17 protein-coding genes and 3 riboswitches are annotated in these 23,694 nt (G+C 36.4%); of the genes, 2 read left to right on the top strand and 15 right to left on the bottom strand.

Annotated elements, in window-relative coordinates:
- Positions 1-123 precede the first annotated feature (123 nt).
- The 6 genes from WAZ07_RS13605 to WAZ07_RS13630 form a co-directional block, all read right to left on the bottom strand.
- The gene (locus WAZ07_RS13605) at positions 124-495 is read right to left on the bottom strand and encodes a DnaJ family domain-containing protein (RefSeq protein WP_336472884.1); all 372 of its coding nucleotides are present in this window, start codon (positions 493-495) and stop codon (positions 124-126) included.
- 61 nt (positions 496-556) lie between these two features.
- A complete protein-coding gene (locus tag WAZ07_RS13610) occupies positions 557-2,095 on the bottom strand; it encodes an ABC-F family ATP-binding cassette domain-containing protein (RefSeq protein WP_336472885.1) in 1,539 nt (512 codons plus the stop codon).
- Between the two features lie 578 nt (positions 2,096-2,673).
- Entirely contained in the window at positions 2,674-3,423 is a 750-nt protein-coding gene (locus tag WAZ07_RS13615; RefSeq protein ID WP_336472886.1) for an ABC transporter ATP-binding protein, read from the bottom strand.
- Entirely contained in the window at positions 3,420-4,412 is a 993-nt protein-coding gene (locus WAZ07_RS13620) for an ABC transporter substrate-binding protein (RefSeq protein ID WP_336472887.1), read from the bottom strand. The genes WAZ07_RS13615 and WAZ07_RS13620 overlap by 4 nt, the downstream gene beginning before the upstream one ends.
- Positions 4,409-5,209 (bottom strand): ABC transporter permease, encoded by an 801-nt coding sequence (locus WAZ07_RS13625; RefSeq protein WP_336472888.1) that lies wholly within the window; start codon positions 5,207-5,209, stop codon positions 4,409-4,411. Before WAZ07_RS13625 ends, WAZ07_RS13620 begins: the two co-directional genes overlap by 4 nt.
- Entirely contained in the window at positions 5,157-5,477 is a 321-nt protein-coding gene (locus WAZ07_RS13630; RefSeq protein ID WP_336472889.1) for an MTH1187 family thiamine-binding protein, read from the bottom strand. The genes WAZ07_RS13625 and WAZ07_RS13630 overlap by 53 nt, the downstream gene beginning before the upstream one ends.
- Positions 5,478-5,573: 96 nt before the next feature.
- Positions 5,574-5,676, bottom strand: a riboswitch (TPP riboswitch).
- Positions 5,677-6,034: 358 nt separating this feature from the next.
- A riboswitch (cyclic di-GMP riboswitch) is annotated at positions 6,035-6,121 on the bottom strand.
- Between the two features lie 425 nt (positions 6,122-6,546).
- Between WAZ07_RS13630 and WAZ07_RS13635 the strand changes: the two genes are divergently transcribed.
- Positions 6,547-7,860: an anaerobic C4-dicarboxylate transporter gene (locus tag WAZ07_RS13635; RefSeq protein WP_336472890.1), complete on the top strand. Its 1,314-nt coding sequence runs from the start codon at positions 6,547-6,549 to the stop codon at positions 7,858-7,860.
- 114 nt (positions 7,861-7,974) lie between these two features.
- Here WAZ07_RS13635 and thiE read toward each other — a convergent pair whose 3' ends face one another.
- Together thiE and thiM are read right to left on the bottom strand one after the other, a co-directional pair.
- Positions 7,975-8,628 carry a thiamine phosphate synthase gene (gene thiE, locus WAZ07_RS13640; protein WP_336472891.1) on the bottom strand — a complete coding sequence of 218 codons (654 nt, stop codon included), beginning with the start codon at positions 8,626-8,628 and terminating at the stop codon, positions 7,975-7,977.
- Between the two features lie 15 nt (positions 8,629-8,643).
- Positions 8,644-9,453 (bottom strand): hydroxyethylthiazole kinase, encoded by an 810-nt coding sequence (gene thiM / locus WAZ07_RS13645; protein ID WP_336472892.1) that lies wholly within the window; start codon positions 9,451-9,453, stop codon positions 8,644-8,646.
- A gap of 71 nt (positions 9,454-9,524) precedes the next feature.
- Positions 9,525-9,634, bottom strand: a riboswitch (TPP riboswitch).
- A gap of 470 nt (positions 9,635-10,104) precedes the next feature.
- Here thiM and WAZ07_RS13650 point away from each other — a divergent pair.
- Positions 10,105-12,294, top strand: coding sequence for a DNA topoisomerase III (locus tag WAZ07_RS13650; RefSeq protein WP_336472893.1), 2,190 nt, complete (start codon positions 10,105-10,107; stop codon positions 12,292-12,294).
- Positions 12,295-12,438: 144 nt separating this feature from the next.
- Here WAZ07_RS13650 and WAZ07_RS13655 read toward each other — a convergent pair whose 3' ends face one another.
- From WAZ07_RS13655 to arcD, 7 genes are all read right to left on the bottom strand, one after another.
- Complete coding sequence (locus WAZ07_RS13655; RefSeq protein ID WP_336472894.1) at positions 12,439-15,090, bottom strand: YhgE/Pip domain-containing protein; 2,652 nt, start codon at positions 15,088-15,090, stop codon at positions 12,439-12,441.
- A 260-nt stretch (positions 15,091-15,350) separates the two neighbouring features.
- Entirely contained in the window at positions 15,351-16,142 is a 792-nt protein-coding gene (locus WAZ07_RS13660; RefSeq protein WP_336472895.1) for an endonuclease/exonuclease/phosphatase family protein, read from the bottom strand.
- Positions 16,143-16,145: 3 nt separating this feature from the next.
- A complete protein-coding gene (locus tag WAZ07_RS13665) occupies positions 16,146-17,786 on the bottom strand; it encodes a PTS transporter subunit IIBC (RefSeq protein WP_090917752.1) in 1,641 nt (546 codons plus the stop codon).
- Between the two features lie 195 nt (positions 17,787-17,981).
- Positions 17,982-19,646 (bottom strand): glycoside hydrolase family 13 protein, encoded by a 1,665-nt coding sequence (locus tag WAZ07_RS13670; protein WP_336472896.1) that lies wholly within the window; start codon positions 19,644-19,646, stop codon positions 17,982-17,984.
- 676 nt (positions 19,647-20,322) lie between these two features.
- Entirely contained in the window at positions 20,323-21,012 is a 690-nt protein-coding gene (locus tag WAZ07_RS13675) for a Crp/Fnr family transcriptional regulator (protein ID WP_090917748.1), read from the bottom strand.
- 208 nt (positions 21,013-21,220) lie between these two features.
- Positions 21,221-22,162 carry a carbamate kinase gene (gene arcC / locus WAZ07_RS13680; RefSeq protein WP_336472897.1) on the bottom strand — a complete coding sequence of 314 codons (942 nt, stop codon included), beginning with the start codon at positions 22,160-22,162 and terminating at the stop codon, positions 21,221-21,223.
- 34 nt (positions 22,163-22,196) lie between these two features.
- Positions 22,197-23,612, bottom strand: coding sequence for an arginine-ornithine antiporter (arcD, locus tag WAZ07_RS13685; RefSeq protein ID WP_336472898.1), 1,416 nt, complete (start codon positions 23,610-23,612; stop codon positions 22,197-22,199).
- Between the last annotated feature and the right edge of the window lie 82 nt (positions 23,613-23,694).

The raw sequence follows: 23,694 nt of genomic DNA on the forward strand, positions 1-23,694 counted from the left end.
GCCAAAACTCCCTCCATATCCTCCAATAAAATTACATTTTTACCTATATTATGATTAATTTCAAACTAATAGTACAGATAGCAATTGTTAGCTCTTGTTTACTTCAAAATTATACGAACTCCCTTACAAAAATTTTCGAAATATCTTATCGCGGTATATATTAAATGAAGCCGTTTCTTTTAATTTGCGTCTTTCAATCAGTTGCTGAAAACGAAGTGATTTCGCTGTTAATTCTTCGTGTAATTGTTTTCTCTCTGCCTCATCATGACAACAAGCCAATAAATCTTCAATTTTTAACATCTCTTTTTGTAACTGCATTTCTTCAGGGATCACACCAGCATTTTTTAAAATCTTGTAACTCATGCGAAGTTCTTCTGGGATCATCGATAAATCTTCTAACTGAAGAGGTTTCCCTTTCCCTGGCAGGTCTGCAAATTCACCATCTTTCATCGCTTGCCGAATACGTTCCTCAGCAAGAATCGAAAAGATATCCATGACTCCACCACCTCCTCTCTTTTATAGTTTATTCCATTAACAAGAAATACTTTCCCCACTATTAAGCGCGTTTACACCAGTCTTGCACCGTCCAAACTTGCGTCACCCATTCTTTATAAAAATCTGGTTCATGAGAAACAAGCAGAACCGTACCTTCATATTCCATAAGAGCTTCCTTAAGTGCTTCCTTTGCCCGAATATCTAAATGATTCGTCGGTTCGTCTAAAACAAGTACATTACTTTCTTTCAACATTAATTCACATAAGCGTACTTTCGTTTGTTCCCCGCCGCTTAAAGAGCAAAGCGGCTGTAAAATATGCTCTTCTGTTAAACCGCATCTTGCCAATGCCTGCCGAATCTGTTTTTGCGTCATATCCGGCCGCAATGACCATACTTCCTCAAGCGGTGTTTGCTCCGTGGCAAATTCTTCTTGTGCAAAATAAGCTGGGTTTACACTCTCTCCTATTTGCACTATGCCACTTAAAGGCTGCAAATACCCGAGCAATGTTTTTAACATTGTTGTTTTTCCAATCCCGTTATAGCCGACGATAGCAATTTTTTCACCTCGCTTTATTTGTAAATCAATAGGACTAAATAAAGGCTCTTTATAGCCAATCTGCATATCTTTCGTCTCTAAAATTCGGCTAACAGGCTCCAAGTACACCTGAAACATAAAACGTGGTTGCAGCACAGCAGTTGGCTTTCCGATTCGATTTATTTTTGCTAATACTTTTTCACGACTTTTTGCTTGTTTTGCTTTACGAATTTTATTCTTTTGAATAAAATCCTTTAATCTTTCCATTTCTTTTTGCTGCCTATCATACGCTACTTGTAATTGCTGTTTATGTTGCTCATAGTTTGTTATGAATGTTTGATAATTACCTATATAACGTTTCAGTCCTTTATGCTCTAAATGATAAATGACATTCGTAATTTCATTTAAAAATCTTTCATCATGCGAAACGACAATATAAGCATGTTCGTAATTTTTCAAATACCCCATCAGCCATTCAATATGCACGTTATCGAGATAGTTTGTTGGTTCATCTAGTAATAAAACATGCGGCTCTTCTAACAATAATTTTCCTAATAACAGTTTTGTTCGTTGGCCGCCGCTTAGTTGTTCTACATTACGATCCATACCAAGTTCTAAAATTCCTAACCCCGCAGCGACCATTTCTATTTTTTCCTCAATATGATAAAAATCAGAATGCTCTAGTACACTTTGTAACTCTCCATATTGCACTAACAATTTTTCAAGGTTATCACCTACTGCCATTTTTTCTGCTATTTGCAGCATATTATTTTCGATATCATACAAGTGGGCAAAGGCACTTTGTAAATACTCCATAATAGTTGTTCCAGCCTGCAAATCTATATGTTGCTGTAAAAAACCGATATTCATATGAGGAAACCATTCAATCATTCCCTCATCAGGAAGTAACTCTCCTGCTAATATACGCAGTAATGTCGATTTACCCGCTCCATTGCTCCCTACAAGACCAACATGCTCACCTCGGAGTAATCGAAAACCAATATTTTGAAAGATTATTTTATCCCCATACATATGGGTAAGATTTTCAACTGATAACATACTCATTTTACTCTCTCCTTTTCGCTTTACATCTAAAGCCAAACGAGAGAACAGTACAAAAAAACAATATTCAATTCGCTAAACGTAAAAATGGATAAGGCAAACACACCTTATCCATTACAAATTATTATCGTAAAAAAGGAATAAGGTTCTTTATCTACTGTCTTTCGGTTGGCTTTTACTCAAAAATTGGGCAGACTTCTCCCTTATCAAGCCAAAACCATTTGAAGAACAGTTGATAAAGTCATCTTATCCTTTCACCTCTTTATAAATTATTATTTGCATATAGAATAAACAAAAATCATAAATTTATTCTATCATATGCTAAATTCTGCAAATTTGTTAAAACTCCTGCTTAGAATCCGTAAAAATCCCTTTCTTTTTAGGGAAACGAGAGCATCTGGCCATGCATAGAAGCGGTCAGGGCCTTTTTCTGCCACATGCGAGGTTTAAAACAAAAGGAGAAAGTACATGCGGATCATGTTTTGCACAGCAGCGACTTATATGTCAAAATATCAAAATAAATTTATATAATAAAAACCCCTTAACAGTAATTGTAATAATAACTGTTAAGAGGCCATACTTTATTTCCTCATATAAGGAGCCAATATTTTTAATATCTCTGTTTTATCTTCTTTTAATTCTTCTGACGTTAACATGTCCATCGTTCTAGGGCGCGGTAAGTTCACTTTCACTTCTCCAACAATTGTTGATGGTTGCTGTGACATAATGAAGACACGATCTGATAACAAAATCGCTTCGTCTAAGTCATGCGTAACCATAATGATTGTTTGTTTCCCTTTTTGCCATGATTCTAGTAACCAGCTATGCACTTCCATTTTTGTAAATGCATCTAATTTTCCAAAGGGTTCATCAAGCAGCATAATCGGTTTATCACATAAATACGTACGTAAAAAGCTAACACGCTGCCGCATTCCACCTGATAAAGCATCTGGGTAATGGTCTGCATATTCATCAAGTCCAAATTGCCTTAGCGCTTCCATCCCAATTTCTAATCGTTTTCTTTTGGATTGCCCTTCAATTTCTAAAGGTAATACAATATTATGAAGAGCAGACCGCCATGGAAGCAGAAGATCTTGCTGCGGCATGTAGCTAACAATATTACGATTCATAACAGATTCGTTTTCGTAAAGCACATCTCCATCATTTGCTTGTTCAATCCCAGCAACAATGTTTAATAACGTACTTTTTCCGCAACCACTTGGTCCAACGAAAGAGACAAATTCACCCTCTTGAACCAAGACGTTCATATGCTCTAGTACTGTTTTCCCATCAAATGTTTTTTTAACGTCTTTTACTTGTAGTCCGTTCATTTTTCGCTCGGAAGGAATTCGTTCGTAAAGGCCGCTTTCACATCAATTTTCTTTTTAATGACCTTATTGTCATATAAGAAATTCATATAATTCGTCCATACCTCTTCCTTCTGTACTCCCCACGCTTTCGCATCATCTTGGTATTTCGTGCTTAACCATTTTTGACTTTCTTGTACTAACTCTTTATTAATGTCCGGTACATTTTTAATTAAAATATCCGCTGATGCTTGCGGCTCCTTAATTGCAAAGTTATAGCCATCTGTTGTTGCTTTCATAAACTTCTTCACAAAATCTTTATCTTGTTTTGCATGTTTTTCACTAGTAATAATAACAGGGCTATAATAATCTAACGCTGGATCTAAATCTTTTAGCATAATCGTGTTTAGCTCAATGCCTTTTCTCTTCGCTTCAATACCATCCCAGCCATAATAAATCCACTCAAAATCAGCATCACGGCCAATAGATTTAAAGAAATCTGTTTGTCCAAGTACAACCTTTTGCACTTTATTATAGTCTGCTTGATGCTTATCCATAATTGTTTTTAAAGTAGCTTCTTCAGCCGGTGCTCCCCAACCGCCATATCGTTTTCCTTCAAATGCTTTTGGAGATGTGATGTTATCCTTTTTTAAAGATGCAAATGCAGATGTATTATGTTGAATAACCGCACCAATTGATACAACTGGAATATCTTCAACCCTTGCTGTTGTTACGTTCTCTTGATAACTTACACCAAAATCAGCTTTTCCTGATGCAACCATTTGTTCAGCAGACGTATTTTCACCTGGCTGAATAATCTCTACATCTAACCCTTGTTTTTTATAGTAATCTTTCGTCTTTGCTACATATAAGCCAGTATGGTTTGTATTTGGAAACCAATCCAATACTACGGTTACTTTCTTCTCTTTACTCTCTTCTTTCTTCCCTGCTGAGCAGCCTGCAAATGTAAATAATAAAGAAGCTGCTAATAACGCTTTTAACCCTTTTTTCATTTCTCTCCATCCTTTCTGTAAACCCACGGTGCTGTTAGTCTTGCCATAAATTCAACAATAAAATACAAGAGTAGTGTCACACAGGCAATAACAGCAGCGATTCCAAACACACGAGCTGTTAAAAAAGATTTCGTCGCTCTTGTCAGCATAACGCCTAAACCTTCACTTGCCCCAAGCCATTCTCCAATAATAGCCCCCATTACGCTATATGTAACGGCAATTTTTAATCCTGAAAAAAAATATGGCAGTACTGCTGGAAACTTCACTTTTTGATAGACTTGCCACTTGCTTGCCCGCATTGTTTGCAGCAGCTTTAACATCGCTTTGTCTACCGTTTGAAAGCCTTCTAAAATACTAAGTGTAATCGGAAAGAAGCATATGAGAATCACAACCATTACTTTTGGCAGCATTCCGTAGCCAAACCAAATGATAAATAAAGGTGCTAGTACAACAATCGGAACTGTTTGTGAAATCACTAGTAACGGATTCATTAACACACGGAATAACGGAATCACATCCATAATAATTGCAATGCTCGTTCCAAGTATAATTGCAAAAAATAATCCTATGAACACTTCTTGCAAAGTCTGCATCGTATTTGGAAGTAACAAATCTTTCATTTCGATAAGTTCATGTACAATTGCAGAAGGCTTTGGCAAAATCCACGGTTCAATATGGAATATGGAAACAGCTCCTTCCCATATTGCGATGAGAAGGAACAGCCATATTGTTGTAATCGCTATGTTAGATCGCTTCTGTTTTTTCATATTCTTCACGATACTTCCACACTTTTTCATCAATCGTTACGCCTGTACTTGGACGATAGTGGATTTTAATAGAAGTAATTACTTCTTCTGCTCCATCATCTATGCAAGCTTGCTGCGCACGTTTAATAATGGCAAGAAGCTCGTCTAATTCTCCTTCCATCGTCGTTTCCATTGCCCCAACCTCATAGCGTACTCCAGATTTCTGAACAACTTCAATCGCTTTATCTACAACTGCATATACATCTTTATGCTTCGCTTGTGGTACAACTGAAAATGAAACTGTAACTTGCTGTGACACAATAAATTCCTCCTTAAATTTCGTATAAAAAGAAAAGGCTTTCCTGCCAAAAGCAGGAAAGCCTTATATACAAGTTATCATAGAATAACAATTGCTACGATTCTTGATACAACTCCCTACGCTGGCATTATCCAGATCAGGTTAAGGGTCGATGTCTTGTTACATCCTCTCAGCCATACCGGCTCCCCTGTTTCAATTCGTCTTCATTGTAGCACGGATTATTTTTATGAACAAACAAATTTATTTTTTCTTCTCAAAAATACTATCCTCAAGTTACTCTTCATGCATTTTGTACTCAACAATTGATGTAGAGAGGTGGAATTTGTATGTAGATGGATATGTTAATATCTCTTAATTTTGCATGAAAAGAAGTATCTATTCAGTTATTACTTCTCAGCTGGACTTCCAGTTATGATGATTACACTAGCTCTTGCAATTGATCAGCATCACACTACTATCCCATTTGTTGCTAGTAGTAGTATTCTTACTATTATTATCTTTACACATAAAAAAGAGATCAATGTCATAAAAAACATTGGCCTAACCAATCCTATCAGTCCGGTAACTGGCTAGCCTAGTCTCATTCGTCCTTAGCCCCTACAGCTTTGTGTCCTTATGTTTCCATAAGTTTGTCTTTCTCGATGAACGATATGAGAGTTTTATGAAAATTACACAATTCTCTGTCCACAGATTACAACCTCCAAATCAAATTAACCATTTATCCGTACATATAAATATAATATTCCAAAATAACCCTTTTGTAACATAATTTTAACAACTAGAGTAAATCATGTTTTTGATGTGTTATATAATGAAAAAAAAGCGATTTTTAGAGATTTATTATATATATCCATTTTAATTTTTCGACATAGAAGTCGCTGCTATGCAGAATACAATATGATTGCTACTTGGTTTCTATGCGCGGTTAGATGCTCTCGTTCCCTCCTAAAAAGAAAGTTTTTTTATGTCGGGTTCTTAACTTGTATATATATCACTCTACTTTCGAATCATTAAACAAGTTAAATTATTTGATAATAACAATTAATTATTATCTCGGAGGTGCTATACTATGTTCTGGCTACAGTTTATCATCTTATTACTCTGTATTTTCATCGGCGCACGCCTTGGAGGTGTTGGCCTTGGCGTAATGGGAGGCGTTGGGATGACAATCTTTGTCTTCTTCTTCCACTTACAACCAACCTCTCCCCCAATCGATGTTATGCTTATGATTTTAGCAGTTATTACAGCCGCTGGAGCCTTGCAGGCTGCTGGGGGGATGGACTATCTTGTTCATATTGCAGAAAAAGCGCTCCGCAAAAACCCGAAACGTATTACGTTCTTCGCCCCAATCGTCACTTATTTATTTACGCTTTGTGCAGGAACAGGACACGTTGCCTATTCAGTTCTTCCTGTCATTGCTGAAGTATCGCGTGAATCAGGAATTCGACCAGAGCGTCCAATGTCAATTGCTGTTATTGCATCGCAGCAAGCGATTACGGCAAGTCCAATTTCAGCAGCAACCGTTGCACTTCTCGCTATGCTTGCTGACTATAAGATTACATTATTAGATATTTTAAAAATTAGTATTCCATCTACCTTTATCGCTTGTATGTTAGCTGCTTTCGTCGTAAGCAAAATGGGGAAAGAGCTAAACGAAGATGAAGAATACTTAAAACGATTACAAGAAGGCATGATTCCAAAACTAGAAGAAAAGAAAGAGTTTACTGTCCCGAAAGGTGCAAAACTGTCTGTTATCCTCTTTTTACTTGCAACGGTTCTAGTTGTTCTTCTTGGGTCTTTTGAAGCGTTACGTCCTAGTTGGATGATAGACGGAAAACTTGTACGTCTTTCTATGCCAAACACCATTGAAATGGTTATGCTAACAATTGCAGCACTTATTATTATTTTTTGTAAACCAAATGTAGAAAGCATCGTGTCTGGTAACGTCTTTAAAGCAGGAGCAACAGCAGTTGTTGCGATTTTCGGTATCGCATGGATGGGGGATACGTTCTTTAATGGTAACTTACAAATGATTCAAGGTTCTATTCAAGACCTCGTAACAAGTGCACCATGGTTATTTGCAATTGCACTATTCGTGCTATCAATCTTGTTATATAGCCAAGCTGCAACGGTACGTGCGTTAATACCACTTGGATTAACACTTGGCATTTCACCTGCACTATTAATTGCGATGTTCCCAGCTGTAAACGGATATTTCTTTATTCCAAACTACGGAACAATTGTTGCGGCAATTAACTTTGACCGTACAGGTACAACGCGTATCGGTAAATATGTGTTAAATCATAGCTTTATGATCCCAGGTCTTGTTGCAACAATTACATCAATTGGAATTGGAATGCTTCTTGTTTCACTGATGTTTTAATTACGAAAGAGCTAGCCTTTATAAGGGGCTAGCTCTTTTTAATCAAACGTTTGTTTAAATATCTATTCAACGATTTCTACACATAAGAAATCGTTCTTTTCATCTATTAACTCACTATTTGTTTACTAATTCCGCTAATTTTTTCGTACTCTCATAAGGAGAATCTGCTAAACTTATCGCTGAAATCACGGAAACACCATCTGCCCCCGCTTCCACGACAGAAGCAGCATTGTAGGTTGTAATACCACCAATACCGACAATCGGAATTTCAATACCACTTTCACGAAAAACACGTAATCCTGCCGTTCCTTGTACTGCTTTTGCATCTTTTTTCGTGTTTGTTTGAAAAATCGGTCCTACTCCTAAATAATCCGCACCATTTTCAATCGCAAAACAAGCTTCTTCTATTGTATGAGCGGATACACCAATGATTTTATCCCCCATTTTCCCGCGTACGCTCTGAATATTTTCATCATCTTGTCCAACATGAACACCATCGGCATCTAACGCTAGTGCTAACTCCACATCATCATTTACGATAAATGGAACATTGTATTCTTTGCACAAAGATTGCAACTGTCTTGCAAATGCATATCGGTTTTCCCCTGTTAACGCTCCGTCACCTTTTTCACGATACTGAAAAAGTGTAACTCCGCCATCCAGTGCTTCTTTCATAACTTGTAATGGGTCTTTGCGGCAATTGTTACTGCCCATAATAAAATACACTTGTAGTAATTCAGACATGTGTTGTTTATCGATACGTGCCATTTCTCTCACCCCTCCTTAACGAACTTCTTCAACATTCCCATACTGTTCAACGTCTTCTGCAGTAACATTTGCTAACTGATTCAAAAGTTCAATTTGGAAACTTCCCGGCCCTTGTTCAACTGTTTTACTTGCGACAATTTCTGCCGCTACACCGTAAAATGTTACCGCCGCAACTGCTGCTTTTACATAATCTTTTTCAACTGCGATAAATGCTCCGATAACAGATGTTAACAAACAACCCGTTCCTGTTACTTTTGTTAAAATAGGATGACCGTTACGAAGAATGAAAGTTCTTTCCCCATCTGTTATCACGTCTTCTTTTCCAGTAATAACAATAATTGTATTTAGCTGCTCTGCTGCTTGTTTCGCAACTGACACAACATCACCATTTCCTCCCCCTGCATCAACACCTTTAATCTCCCATTTCTCATCAATCACATTTGCTATTTCTGCGGCATTACCACGGATAATCGCTAGCTTTACTTCACTTGGAATATGCCTTGCCACTTCTGTTCGGTACGAAGTTGCCCCGGCACCGACAGGATCAAAGACAATTGGTACGTTGTGCATATTTGCTGACTTTCCAGCAATAAGCATCGCCTCTACTTCTTCTTGGCGAAGTGTTCCCATATTTAAAACGAGCGCTCCCGCAATACTTGCCATTTCAGCTACTTCTTCTTTCGCATATGCCATCACAGGTGATGCCCCTAATGCTAGTAATCCATTAGCAGTAAAGTTTGTCACCACCACATTTGTAATATTATGGACGAGCGGATTTCTTTCACGTACTGTTTCAATTACTTGTGCAATTTCTTTCATTTTCATATGTATCTCTCCTTTTTTATAACGGGAGATATAGCAAAAAAGACACTTTTGCGCATGCAAAGTGTCTTCATAATGTGCGTTCACACTCTCCCTACGCTGGCATTACCCAACAGGTTCAAATGGTCAACGACGGATTAGCCGTACTCTCAGTTTGCATCCGCAAACCCCCATGTGTTTTCTTATTCATCTACTTCCGTAGTCTACTCCGATTCTATTGAAATAACAAGTTCTTCTTAACTATGTAAATACAAACTGAAAAAAATAAAAAAACTCTTTTTTTAGGTGGGCGAGAGTTTCTGGCCATGTATAGAAGCGGTCATGGCCTATACATGCCACGAGCAACGTTTAAAACAAAGGGAGAAAGCGAGTGCTGGGTATATTTTATTTTCTTTGCTGAAATTTACATAAAGAAAAAACATAAAAACACCTTTCTTTTTAAGTGGATGAGAGCAACTAGCTATGTATAGAAGCGATCATGGCCTTTTTCTGCCTTTAAAACAAAAGGAGAAAGCAAGTGCAGGTCATTTCTAAAACTAATTCAAAATGTAATGCTTATATTTAATAACAACTGATTCAAATCTTTGGAATAACTGAATCTAAAAGGGATGTATGCTATAGTTAACTTACGGAAATTGAAAGGATGTTTGAAATATGGCAAAAAGTGTTGTAATTGCTGAGAAACCTTCTGTTGCACGTGATATTGCACGTGTATTGAAGTGCGATAAAAAGGGAAATGGTTACCTTGAAGGCAGTAAATATATTGTTACGTGGGCTTTAGGGCATCTCGTTACATTAGCAGATCCAGAAAGTTATGATGTAAAGTATAAAACGTGGAATTTAGAAGATCTTCCAATGCTGCCGGAACGTTTAAAATTAACAGTGATTAAACAAACCGGCAAGCAATTTAATGCTGTGAAAAGTCAACTGACTCGAAATGATGTAAATGAAATCATCGTAGCTACAGACGCAGGACGCGAAGGTGAATTAGTAGCTCGTTGGATTATTGATAAAGTTAGAGTTAATAAACCTATTAAACGTCTTTGGATTTCATCTGTTACCGATAAAGCAATCAAAGACGGCTTTGCAAATTTGAAGCCTGGTAAAGCATACGACAATTTATATGCTTCAGCTGTTGCACGTTCGGAAGCAGATTGGTATATCGGTCTTAACGCAACACGTGCATTAACTACAAGGTTCAATGCACAACTAAACTGCGGTCGTGTCCAAACACCTACTGTCGCGATCATCGCAAGTCGTGAGGACGAAATTAAAAACTTCAAAGCACAAACATACTACGGCATTGAAGCGCAAACAACAGATAGATTAAAACTAACTTGGCAAGATGCGAAAGGCAATAGCCGCAGCTTTGATAAAGAAAAAATTGATGTGATTGTGAAAAAACTAGGAAACCAAAATGCTACTGTAGTGGAAATTGAAAAAAAACCTAAGAAGTCGTTTGCTCCTGGTCTTTATGACTTAACAGAGCTACAACGTGATGCAAATAAAATTTTTGGCTATTCTGCAAAAGAAACGTTAAATATTATGCAGAAACTGTACGAACAGCACAAAGTATTAACATATCCGCGTACAGATTCACGTTATATCTCATCTGACATCGTTGGAACACTTTCAGAACGTCTAAAAGCTTGCGGAGTAGGTGAGTATCGTTCTTTAGCTAATAAAGTCTTAACGAAACCAATTAAAGTTTCCAAATCTTTTGTTGATGATAGTAAAGTAAGTGATCACCATGCCATCATTCCAACAGAAAGCTATGTAAACTTCTCTGCATTCACAGATAAAGAACGCAAAATTTACGACTTAGTTGTTAAACGTTTCTTAGCAGTTTTATTCCCTGCTTTCGAATATGAACAACTAACGTTACGTGCCAAGATCGGTGATGAAAACTTCGTCGCACGCGGCAAAACAATTGTGAATTCTGGCTGGAAAGAAGTTTATGAAAATCGCTTTGAAGATGACGATGCAGTAGATGATTTAAAAGAACAACTTTTACCTCGCATCGAAAAAGGCGATACATTAAATGTGAAACTAATTGCAGGAACGTCAGGTCAAACAAAGCCACCTGCACGCTTTAATGAAGCGACATTACTTTCAGCAATGGAAAACCCAACAAAGTATATGGGTACGCAAAACAAACAACTTGCAGACACATTAAAATCAACGGGCGGACTAGGTACAGTTGCGACCCGTGCTGACATTATTGATAAATTGTTCAATTCGTTCTTAATTGAAAAACGCGGTAAAGACATTCACATTACATCAAAAGGCCGTCAGTTACTGGATTTAGTTCCAGAAGAGTTAAAATCTCCTACACTAACTGCTGAGTGGGAGCAAAAACTTGAGGCGATTGCGAAAGGCAAATTGAAAAAAGAAGTATTCATTTCAGAAATGAAAAACTACACAAAAGAAATTGTTTCCGAAATTAAATCAAGCAATAAAAAATATAAACACGACAACATTTCTACAAAAACTTGCCCAGACTGCGGCAAACCAATGCTAGAAGTAAACGGTAAAAAAGGAAAAATGCTTGTATGCCAAGATCGTGAATGCGGTCATCGTAAAAATGTATCCCGCACGACAAATGCACGCTGCCCGCAATGTAAGAAAAAATTAGAGCTACGCGGTGAAGGTGCTGGTCAAATCTTCACATGTAAATGCGGCTACCGTGAGAAACTATCTACATTCCAAGAACGTCGTAAAAAAGAATCAGGTAACAAAGCAGATAAACGTGCCGTTCAAAAATACATGAAACAGCAACAACAGCAGGAAGAACCTCTGAATAATGCATTAGCAGAAGCATTAAAGAAATTGAAGTTTGATTAAAGGAGTTGGCTTACCAACTCCTTTTTCCATGTCCACTAATATATCGGCGATTCGACACAAGATAAAGCCCTTTCGACAACGTTCGATATACTCTTCCTCTAAAAAGAAAAAGGTTCCTACCAAATTGGTAGAAACCTTTTGTTATTAATGAATCAATTTACTTCCTTTTGCGTTTTCCACAAATCTTTCACTGGACTTATTAATTGGTTTTTTCAGAAGCAATGCAATAACGAGCATAATACCGACCCATATGCCCAATACAAGAAGGTCTTTCCATACAATATCCCAAAGCATACCGCCAACTGCCTCACGAATAATACGAATTGCATATGTGAATGGCAAGAATGGATAAATTGCTTGGAAGAATTTTGGCGTCATTTGAATTGGGAATGTTCCACCTGAACCAGCAACTTGTAATACAAGTAATACGATTGCCATGGATTTACCGATGTTTCCAAATACAGAAACAAGTGAGTATACAATACAAACGAATACTCCAGCAATTAACATGCTAAATAGGACAAACCAGAATTTATCAACCACATAAGTTCCTAATAAGAATATATCTCCCATTGCTACGATAAATGCCTGAGCCAGACCAACGGATAGGAATGTTAAAAAGCGTCCGAAGTAAATGTGATAGCTCTTATACTCTGCATCTTCCTCATGTACTTCTACTGTTAATAATGAAACCATCAGTAGTGCCCCTACCCATAACGCTAGCACTGTGTAGAATGGTGACATCGCTGAACCGTAATTTGGAATTGGGAATAATTTATTCTCTTTTAAGTTTACCGGATTTGCGAAATAATCACTTTGTTTTTCTACGTCATGCTTTAACAAACGAATGATGTCTTTTAAATCTTCTTGTGATTCAAATTCGCGAATTTTATTAGCAATTTCTTTAATTTTCTTCTCAGCTTCAGGGAGTTCCGCTTTTACTTTCGTTACGTCCTCTTTGCCAAGAGCTAACCCTTTTGATGCATCCTCTAACAATTTTTTCACATCAGGCAGCTTTTCATTTGCTGTGTTTAAAACATCCGCTGCTTCTTTATTTATTTTTTTCGTTTTAGCAATTGCATCGTTGAAATTTGGGACGATTTCAGAGTCATATCGTGCTAATATATCACCTAATGCTGTTGATGCATCTTTAGATAAGGAATTTAAACTTTCTACAAGATCTTTTGTAGGTTGTTGCCCTTTATTAAGCATATCAATGCCTGTATTCGCTAAATCTATTCCCTCTTGCATTTTTCCTTTTGCATCATTTAATTTCGCTACAGTCTCAGGGATGTTTGTTGTTTTTCCTGCATGGCCAGCAAGCTTATCTGCGTCATTTAATATAGGAATACTTCCGTCAATCAGATTAATTCCCTTTTGAAGCTGTGATTGAACGTCGTATAGTCCTTGTTTTGCCGGTTCTGGATTTATATTACTGCTTATACCATTATCAACTTTATTCATCAAATCATTTGTAAAGTTAATAAAATTATTTGAGCCTTTTTCAACATCTTTTGCTAAACCATCGACTTGATTTAATAAATCTTCAATGGCTGGCTTATTCTTATTGAGGTCGTTCGCTGCTTCTGTTGCTACTTTTGTTACTACTTTTGCCTTATCATTGATTTTATTAAGTGTGATTTTAAGATCCTCTAATTTTTTCACACCTTCATCTTTATTAGGTTGATTAGAATTCTGTAAGTATTTAATGGCTAAATCAATCTGGTCAATAGCTCCTGTAGATAATTGCTCTATTCCTTCACCAATCGGTTTGAGTTCTTCCGCAGTTGGTGCTTTATTTAAAATTTCTCTTGCCTTATCTGTATAACCAGGAATCTTTTGTGAAACGTCCTTTACTCCATTTGCTATATTTTGTAAGGTTTTTATCTGACCCTTAATCGTTTCTTTGTTTACATTTGCCAACGGATCTTTTAAATAATCCGTAATCTGCGCTGTACTATCTGCAGCTTTTTTCGCATACACTAAGTCTCTCTTGACCGCTGCCGGTGCCTCTTCCAACGTTTGATCATTTTTTGCAAAGAACGTATCTAAATCCTTCGTCAATTGCTGGCTATCATGAATGATGCTTTCAATCTTCGGCATCGTATCTTGCGCTGTCGTTACAAGACCTTGCGCTTTATCAGCATCTGTTAATGCTGTATCTACAATTTTGTTGATTTCTGGGAACTGCGCTTCTAATTTGAAAACGAGGTCCTTTACTTTTTCAATACTTGGTAAGTTTGTTTCTAAATCAATTCCAAGTTCATTAAAAATTTTAAAAATCTCACCATTTGCGGTTTTGACAAAGTTTTTGCCTATTTCTTCAACAATACCAGACGCACCTTTTGAAGTGATTTTTGGTGCAATAGCATTTACCTTTTCATTCACATAATATTGAATCTCTGGTTTTTGCGGATTATCATCCAATACCGTTGCAATTTTTTCTGAGAAATCTTTTGGAATAGTGATACTTGCGTAATATTCACCATGCTCCACACCATGTATTGCTTCCTTCTCATCAACGAACTTCCAACCGAGATTTTTATTCTTTTTTAGGGAATCTACGACTTCCTTCCCTATATTAATGTCCTTCCCTCGTAAATTTGCACCTTTGTCTTTATTAGATATCGCAATTGGAACATCTTTCGTACTTCCATAAGGATCCCATGAGGCTTTAATATTAAACCACGCATAGAGCGATGGTAAAATTGTCAGCCCTATGATGATAACAATTGCAGCCCAATGTTTCGCTACATTCCGTATGTCTGTCGTATAAATACGCCATATTTGTTTCATATTATTAATCACCTAATTATATGTTTTTCCTTTCTTCCAAATTCATACATGCATTTCGCCATTATAACATTGTTTCTAGAAAAATTTCACTTACATCATCTATACGTTCCTGAAAAACGGTATACATCATTATATGATAGTTTCAATAAAGTATACAAACAAAATGACTGTTTTGGTTTTACGTTCAATATTAAAGATTATATATGAAATGTAATAAAAAAGACAACCAATCCGTATTTTACACGGTGGTTGCCTTTCCATTACACGTTAATTTGAGCCTCAACACCAAAATGATCTGATATTACTTCTCGGTTTATACCATTAAAAATCACTTTGGAAGAAGTAACTTGTACAGGCTGATTGCTTAAAATAAGATCGATACGTAAATTCTTCTTATTCTCATCCCATCCAGCAATCTTTCCTTGCACAGTTGTTCCTTCATCTTTTTTTTCGGCTAATTTATACGTGTCATATAAACCTTTTTGTATGAGATAGTCATAGCCCTCATTCTGCATACGCGCATTGTTATTGAAGTCACCCATTAAGAACGACAATTCATCGTTCTCTACACGATGCAGTAAATGATCTACTTGCTTCTTAAATGGTTCTTTTTCATCGTCCCACCAGCCAAGGTGACAAGAATAGAATGTCACCGGCTGATTGTAATAAGAAACTGTTACACTTACAATTTTTCGTGTTTTCCAGTACGTTGTATCTATACTGTCTGATACGAAAAATGAATCACTCTTTATAATTGAATGCTTTGTTAAAATTGCTAAACCTTCTTCATACACATCATATCCAATATGAGCAAAGTCCCATACAGCGTCATATTTTGCGGCTCCAAGCTTTTCTAACTCCACTTGTAATAAGCTTACAAAATTATCTTCTTTCATGTTACCGCATACATTTCTTGCTGCAATTGACTGACTTACCTCTTGCAATGCTATGACATCATAGTCATTTTCTTGAATTATTTTTGCTAAATAATGAATCTTTGCAAGTTGCTCATCTTCTTGCCATGAATGGCAATTTAATGTTAATAATTTCATTTCTTATATACCTAACATATCTTGAATATCTGACTTTAATACATCAGCTTTTGGACCATACACAGCTTGTACACCTTTATCTTTTACAATTAATCCAAGTGCTCCGTTCTTCTTCCACTCTGCTTCTTTTGCAACAATATCTAAGTCTTTTACTGTTACACGTAAACGTGTCATACAAGCATCTACATCTGCAATGTTGTCTTTCCCGCCTAATAGCTCGATAACCGCTGCTGCTAATGAACCTTCTTTTACATTTGCTGCTACTTCTTCAGCACCATCTTCATTATCAATGTAGTTACCAGCACGTCCTGGTGTTGGTAAGTTGAACTTTTTAATTAAGAAGTTGAAGATTGTAAAGTTTAATCCAAAGAATATAGCTGATACAACAACAAAGTTAATAAGGTCTCTCGTTAATCCACCTTTTATAATCATTGGTGTACGAGTTAATAACTCAATAAAACCAAACGCATGAATACGTAAGTGAATTAAATCTGCTAATGCGAATGCCAAACCTGTTGTAATTGCATACACAACATATAATACTGGTGCGATAAACATGAACATAAACTCAATTGGTTCTGTAACCCCAGTTAAGAATACTGCTAATGCTGCCGAGAAGAACATTGGTTTATATTTATGACGTTTTTCTACGTCTACGTTACGGTACATCGCAAATGCGATACCAATTAAAGATGCAGTTGAACCGATAACTTGTCCTACTTTAAAGCGCGCTGGAACGACATTGTTTAATAAATCATGATATGCTTTCATATCACCCTTAGTTAATAAGTTATTTAAGTCTGTAATCCATGCAAGCCATAACGGATCTTGTCCTGCAACAACTTGTCCTGCCTTAGCACCTGTCAATATTGTGTACGAGCCGCCAAGTGCCGTATAGTTCATTGGGATCGTTAACATATGATGTAATCCAAATGGTAATAATAAACGTTCTAGTGTTCCATATACAAATGGTGCAACAATTGGTGCACTATCCTTTGAAGTTGCAATCCAACGTCCAAATTCGTTTAATCCACTTTGAATAAACGGCCATACTAACGATAAAATAATAGCAGTGATTGTAGAACCAACGATTACTACGAATGGTACAAAACGTTTTCCATTAAAAAACGCTAATGCTTGTGGTAATTTATCATAGTTATAATATTTATTGTATAGTGTAGCTCCTAAGAAGCCTGAAATAATACCTACGAATACTCCCATGTTAAGTGCTGGTGCACCAAGAACAGAAGTAAAGTAATCTTTTACAAGTAAATCTCCCGCTAATAGGGAAGATACTTTCGCTTTTGAATCCGCTAACATTACAGCGTTTACACCAAAAATTGCTCCTGTAATTCGGTTTGTTAATACGAATGCCAGCAAGGCTGCAAATGCACCGCCTGCACGGTCTTTTGCCCAAGATCCCCCAATTGCTACAGCGAATAAAATGTGTAAGTTTACAATAATTGCCCAACCGATATCTTCCATAACTCTAGCAATTGTTTGCACTGCCGATACATCACCAGCAGACATACCGATTAATTTACCAATGGAAATCATTAAACCAGCAGCCGGCATAACCGCAACTACTACTAATAAAGCTTTTCCGAATTTTTGCCAAAAATCAAAAGATCCAAGCTTCTTCATTTCTTTGTTCCTCCTTTTTCTAAATTACAATCCCTCATGTATAAATAATAATTGCATATCCCCTTACGAAAACTTTTTTACGCAATCGTTTTCATAAATTCATTTTAATAAAAGCGTTTTCATATTGCAATAACAATTTTATAAAAAATATAAATTTTTATATAAAAAAAGATGCTATATAAGCATCTTTTTTTATTAATAAATATAATAAATCCTTGTTTCATATGGTTTTAAAGTGATTGTTGTCACTACATCATGCTCTTCTACTTCATAGTTATTTAAAAGCAAGCGATTGCGTTCTAGCTTGAATGCAGTCTCATCATATACAGCTTCACTCTTTGATAAGTTGCTAATTACAACAACTTTTTCATCATTTAACGTACGTGTATACGCATAAACTTGCGGATGATCCTCTAAAAGTAAATCATACGTGCCATAAGTAAACACGTCATGTTCTTTTTTCAGTGCAATCATCTTTTTATAGAAATTTAAAATAGAATTTGAGTCTGTTTGCTGCACAGCTACATTAATTTCTTTATAATTTGAATTCATTCCAAACCAAGGCGTACCTGTTGTAAAACCAGCATTTTCTTCGTTACTCCACTGCATCGGTGTACGTGAGTTATCCCGGCAAGATGCCCAAATAATCTCCATAATTTCTTGATGAGGTGTCCCCTCTTCAATCTTTTGACGATATAAGTTCTTAATCGCCACATCATCATAATCTTCAATATGCGGGAACTGAACATTCGTCATTCCAATCTCCTGACCTTGATAAATAAACGGCGTACCCTGCATAAAGAAATACATTGCCCCTAAAGACGTTGCACTTTCGCGCCAATATTGTGTATCATCACCCCAAGTAGAAACAATACGAGGTTTATCATGATTTTCAATATATAACGCATTCCAACCTTTATTTTCTAAACCTTTTTGCCATTTCGTTAAAACTTTTTTAAGCCCTACAACATCGAGTTCTTTTTTCTTTTCTGCATCCCATAAGCTTAAATGCTCAAATTGGAATACCATATTAAACTTCCCTTGCTCTTCTCCAACCCAAAGCTCAGCATCTTCAACTTTCACGCCATTTGCTTCGCCGACAGTCATAATATCATACTTGGCAAACGTGTTTGCTTTTAACTCTTCTAAAAGCGGCTGAATACCATTAACATTCATATGTTTATCGAAAGAAGGTACATACTTTAACCCTTTCGGATTCGGCATATCCTTGAATCCTTCTTCCTTCTTAATGTGACTAATCGCATCAACACGGAAGCCATCAATTCCTTTATCAAGCCACCAATTCACCGTGCTATATAACGCCTCGCGCACTTCTTCATTTTCCCAGTTTAAATCTGGTTGCTTACGTGAGAACAAATGTAAGTAATATTGGTCCGTTTCTTCATCATACTCCCAAGCAGATCCATTAAAAATACTTTCCCAGTTATTCGGTTCTTTCCCATCTTTTCCGTCCTGCCAAATGTACCAATCACGCTTTGGATTATCTTTAGAAGAACGGGATTCAATGAACCATGGGTGCTCATCACTTGTATGATTAATAACTAAATCAATAATAAGCTTCATATCACGTTTATGCACTTCAGCTAACAATTCATCAAAATCAGCCATTGTGCCAAATTCGTCCATAATATCTTGATAATCACTGATGTCATAGCCGTTATCATCGTTTGGTGATTTATACATTGGGCAAATCCAAATCACATCAATACCTAGATCTTTTAAATAGTCTAATTTTGAAATAATACCTTGTAAATCACCAATTCCATCACCGTTTGAATCCATAAAACTGCGCGGATAAATTTGATAAGCTACAGCTTCTTTCCACCACGTTTTGTTCATAATCTCTTCTCTCCTTTTGCACAATGTTATGCAAACGTTTTCGTAACACTATCATAACAAAATATGAAGAGTTTGCAACCATATTTTTTACACTATTACTAAAACACCCATCTAAAAAACAAATCTTCTATTTTTATCGTTAATCTATATAAATCCATTTCATATAAAGTGAAACTTCCATCAGTGGGGGTTTTCTTCATCCCCACTGATGGAGAGCCCGACCAATCGGGCTTTTACGGGCAGTTGTCCCCCATCTATCTTCTTTGCTTCTCTCTAAATCTTGAGGTAGGGGTCTTACTGCCTGTTAATGCGGGATAAACCGCTGTTATGCAGAATACAACATGACCTACACTTACTTTCTCCCCTTGCATGTGGCAAACAAAAGTCCTGACCACTTCTATGCATGAACAGATGCCTTTGTCCACCTAAGAGAAAGGCGTTTTTATGTCAGTTTTTTAATTTGTATTTATATATGTATGATTATTCTTAAACAAAGTGAAACTTTTATCCCATTTGTTAATACAGCAATATATAATCTTTATATTTAATAACGCGAAAAAGCCCTTTATAAACATATAAAGAACTTTAATTATAGAAAATGAGAAAAAGAAGATTAACAATTAAAATGGCTATTGATATCTTCTTTGTACTTTTCCTACTATCAATTATTTTGTTTTTACATAGAGATTTCTTCAAAATAGGCCGGATCATGTATTGTAATTTTTTTATCTAGAACTGTAACAATACAATCATTTTTTAGTTGCTTTAATACCCCACTAACCGTTTCACGAGACGTCCCAGATATTTTAGAAATTTCAATTGTTGTAAGAGGACATGAAATTAAAATTTCTTCTCCAGCTTCTTCCCCTAAATCGTCCATCAAATAACTTAATGTCTGTATGACGCGATCTTGCGCGTTTGGAATTGTAATATTTTGGACTCGTCTTTCATTTAGTTTTAATATAGAAGACAATTCTTGAACAACATACATGAGCTGTTTATGATTTGATTTCACCATATCCTCAAAAATAGAGGTGGGAATATAGTATACATCAACGTCTGTCATTGCTATAGCTGTATAATTATATGACTTGTCTGTAAACATACCACAGTAGGGAAAAATAGAAAAACGCTTTATGTAATCTTCATATAATAAATTTCCACTTTGATTGGCCCGCTCTAATTTTACAAATCCATCTAACATAAGATAAATTCTTTCTCTTGAATCACCTTCTAAAAATAGAAATTGCCCTTTTTTATAAGTTCGCCAATAAACAAGATCTGCTAAACTCTTCAATTTCTTATCTGTTAAATCAGTAAATAATTCAAATTGCTTTAAGTCTTTAACTATGCTTCGTCTTTGCATAGAACGTCCTCTCTTTCTATAAAGTGAAACTTTCATCATTTGGGGACTAATCTGTAAAGAAAGCGCCTTCAAAAACTATTTTATCATAATTAATTGCTGAATCTTTTTTTTATAATGAATACTTTATGAACTTACTTTACCTTCGTACACAAAAAGAATGAAGCACAGCACTTCACTCTTTTTATCATCTAACTACTATTTATATATCTTACTTGGAAATAATGGTACCCGCATTCTCTTCTAACGCTTCATATACTTTTTCCAATGAAGTAATAATCGTTTTTCGTTTTAGATCTGTATTCACAAAATTAATAGCTGCTTGAATTTTCGGAAGCATACTTCCAGGTGCAAATTGATTTTCTTGTATATATTGCGTTAGCTCATCAACTGTAACATGCTCTAACTTCTTCTGATCTGGTGTATTGAAGTTTACATACACATAATCAACTGCCGTTAAAATGACGAGAATATCAGCATCTACTAATTCAGCTAGTTTTTGAGCAGCAAAATCTTTATCTATAACAGCCTCTGTTCCTATTAATCCATCTTTCGAATCAATAACAGGAATGCCTCCGCCTCCAACAGCAATAACAATATCACCATCCTCCACTAACGCATTAATCACTTTATGTTCGTGAATGCTTACCGGTTTTGGCGATGGGACAACACGACGCCAGCCACGACCTGCATCTTCTTTAAATGTCGCTTTTGTTGTCTCCATTAACTTCCGTGCTTCTTCTTCTGTATAAAAAGGACCGATTGGTTTTGTTGGATTTTCGAACGCCTCATCCTCTTCATCCACTTCAACCCGCGTGATCACCGTTACTACATCTTTTTCGATACCCCGCTTTTTCAAAGCTTTTTCAATTGCATTTTCCATCCAATACCCGATCATTCCTTGGCTCATTGCCCCGCAAGTATCTAGTGGCATGGCAGGTGTTTTTTCTGTTTCTGCTGCTTTTTGCTGCAATAAAATGTTCCCTACTTGCGGACCATTTCCATGAGCAATGACAACATCTACATTATTTTCGATAATTGCAACGAGTTGTTCTGCCGTTCTTTCTAACGCTTCCTGTTGCGCCTTTGCAGTAGCATCTCCAGATTGGATTGCATTTCCTCCTAGTGCAACGACGATTTTTTTTCTTGTCATCTTGTAACCCTCCCATTTCTTTTCAAAAGAGTTTTTAAAGAGTAATACCACCTGTAGCCAATTGATAAATTGCAACCAGTGCCAAAGCTCCAATGACTATTGAGGATATAAGCTCGACACGAGTAAAGATTTGTTTTGAATTTGTTTGCTTTTGAACTTTGTAAAAGATAAAAATTCCTGGTGCATATAGTGTCATAGTCAGCAATAAATAATCTAAACCAGCTGCATAAATTAACCAAACCCCATACATACTCGCGACTAAACCAATGACAATATTTTTTGTGCGATCTTTCTCTTGAGACTGCAAACTATACTTAAATTGATAAAAAGCTGAAAAAGCATACGGAACTAAAATTGCCGAAGAAGCGAGCGAAAATGCAAAATGATAAGCTTGATCTGAAACAACAAATGTTAACAAGAAAATTTGAATCAGGCCATTTGTTAACCATAATGAATTAACAGGCGCTTTATTTTTATTTTCCTTCGCAAACCATTTTGGAAATACACCGTCTTTCGCAGCCAAGTAAGGAATTTCAGATGCTAGTAACGTCCATCCTAACCAAGCACCTAATACAGAAATAATTAAACCTAAATTAATAAAGATAGCTCCCCATTTCCCGACAACGCTTTCAAATAAATATGCCATTGCTGGACTTTTTAAATTTGCAACATCAGCCTGCTTCATAATCCCTAATGATAATAGTGTCAGGAGAATGTAAATAATGAGAGTTCCTATTAATCCAATAACAGTTGCCTTCCCAACATCACTTCGACTTTTTGCACGACTCGATAAGACTACAGCTCCTTCTACCCCAATAAATACCCAAAGTGTGACAAGCATTGTACTTTTAACTTGACTTCCTACATCCGCCCACGAAAAAGTAGCACCTTGCCCCCAAAATCCATCTAAGAAAACATCAATATGAAAAGCAAATATCCCTACAACAATAAATACAAAGACAGGTACTAACTTTGCAATTGTTGTTACTAAATTCACAAGTGCTGCTGATTGTACACCGCGTAAAATCAACATATGAACACACCACAGTAATATACTCGCTCCAATAATCGATGCTACATTTTGTCCACCTTCAAAAACTGGGAAAAAATAACCTATTGAAGCAAATAATAATGTACCGTAAGCTACATTTCCGAGCCAAGCGGATAACCAATATCCCCAGGCACTATTGAACCCCATAAAATTACCAAATCCAGCTTTTGCATAACTAAAAATTCCACCATCTAAATCGGGTCTTTTCACTGTTAAGTTTTGAAACGCCAATCCAAGTGAAACCATTCCGATACCTGTTATAATCCAACCAATAATAATTGCTCCTGCGCCTGCACCCTTTGCCATATCACTTGCTAAGTTAAATGCTCCGCCTCCGATCATAGAGCCTACAACAAGGGCGGTCAAAGTAAACAGTCCTAATTTCTTTTCTTCACCCATTACACTCACCTCTCTTTTATCAGATAGGAATAAAGTGAAACTTCCATCAGTGGGGGTTTTCTTCATCCCCCACTGATGGTTA

It is taken from the genome of Bacillus bruguierae (assembly GCF_037104725.1).
GTDB classification, from domain to species: Bacteria; Bacillota; Bacilli; order Bacillales; family Bacillaceae_G; genus Bacillus_A; species Bacillus_A bruguierae.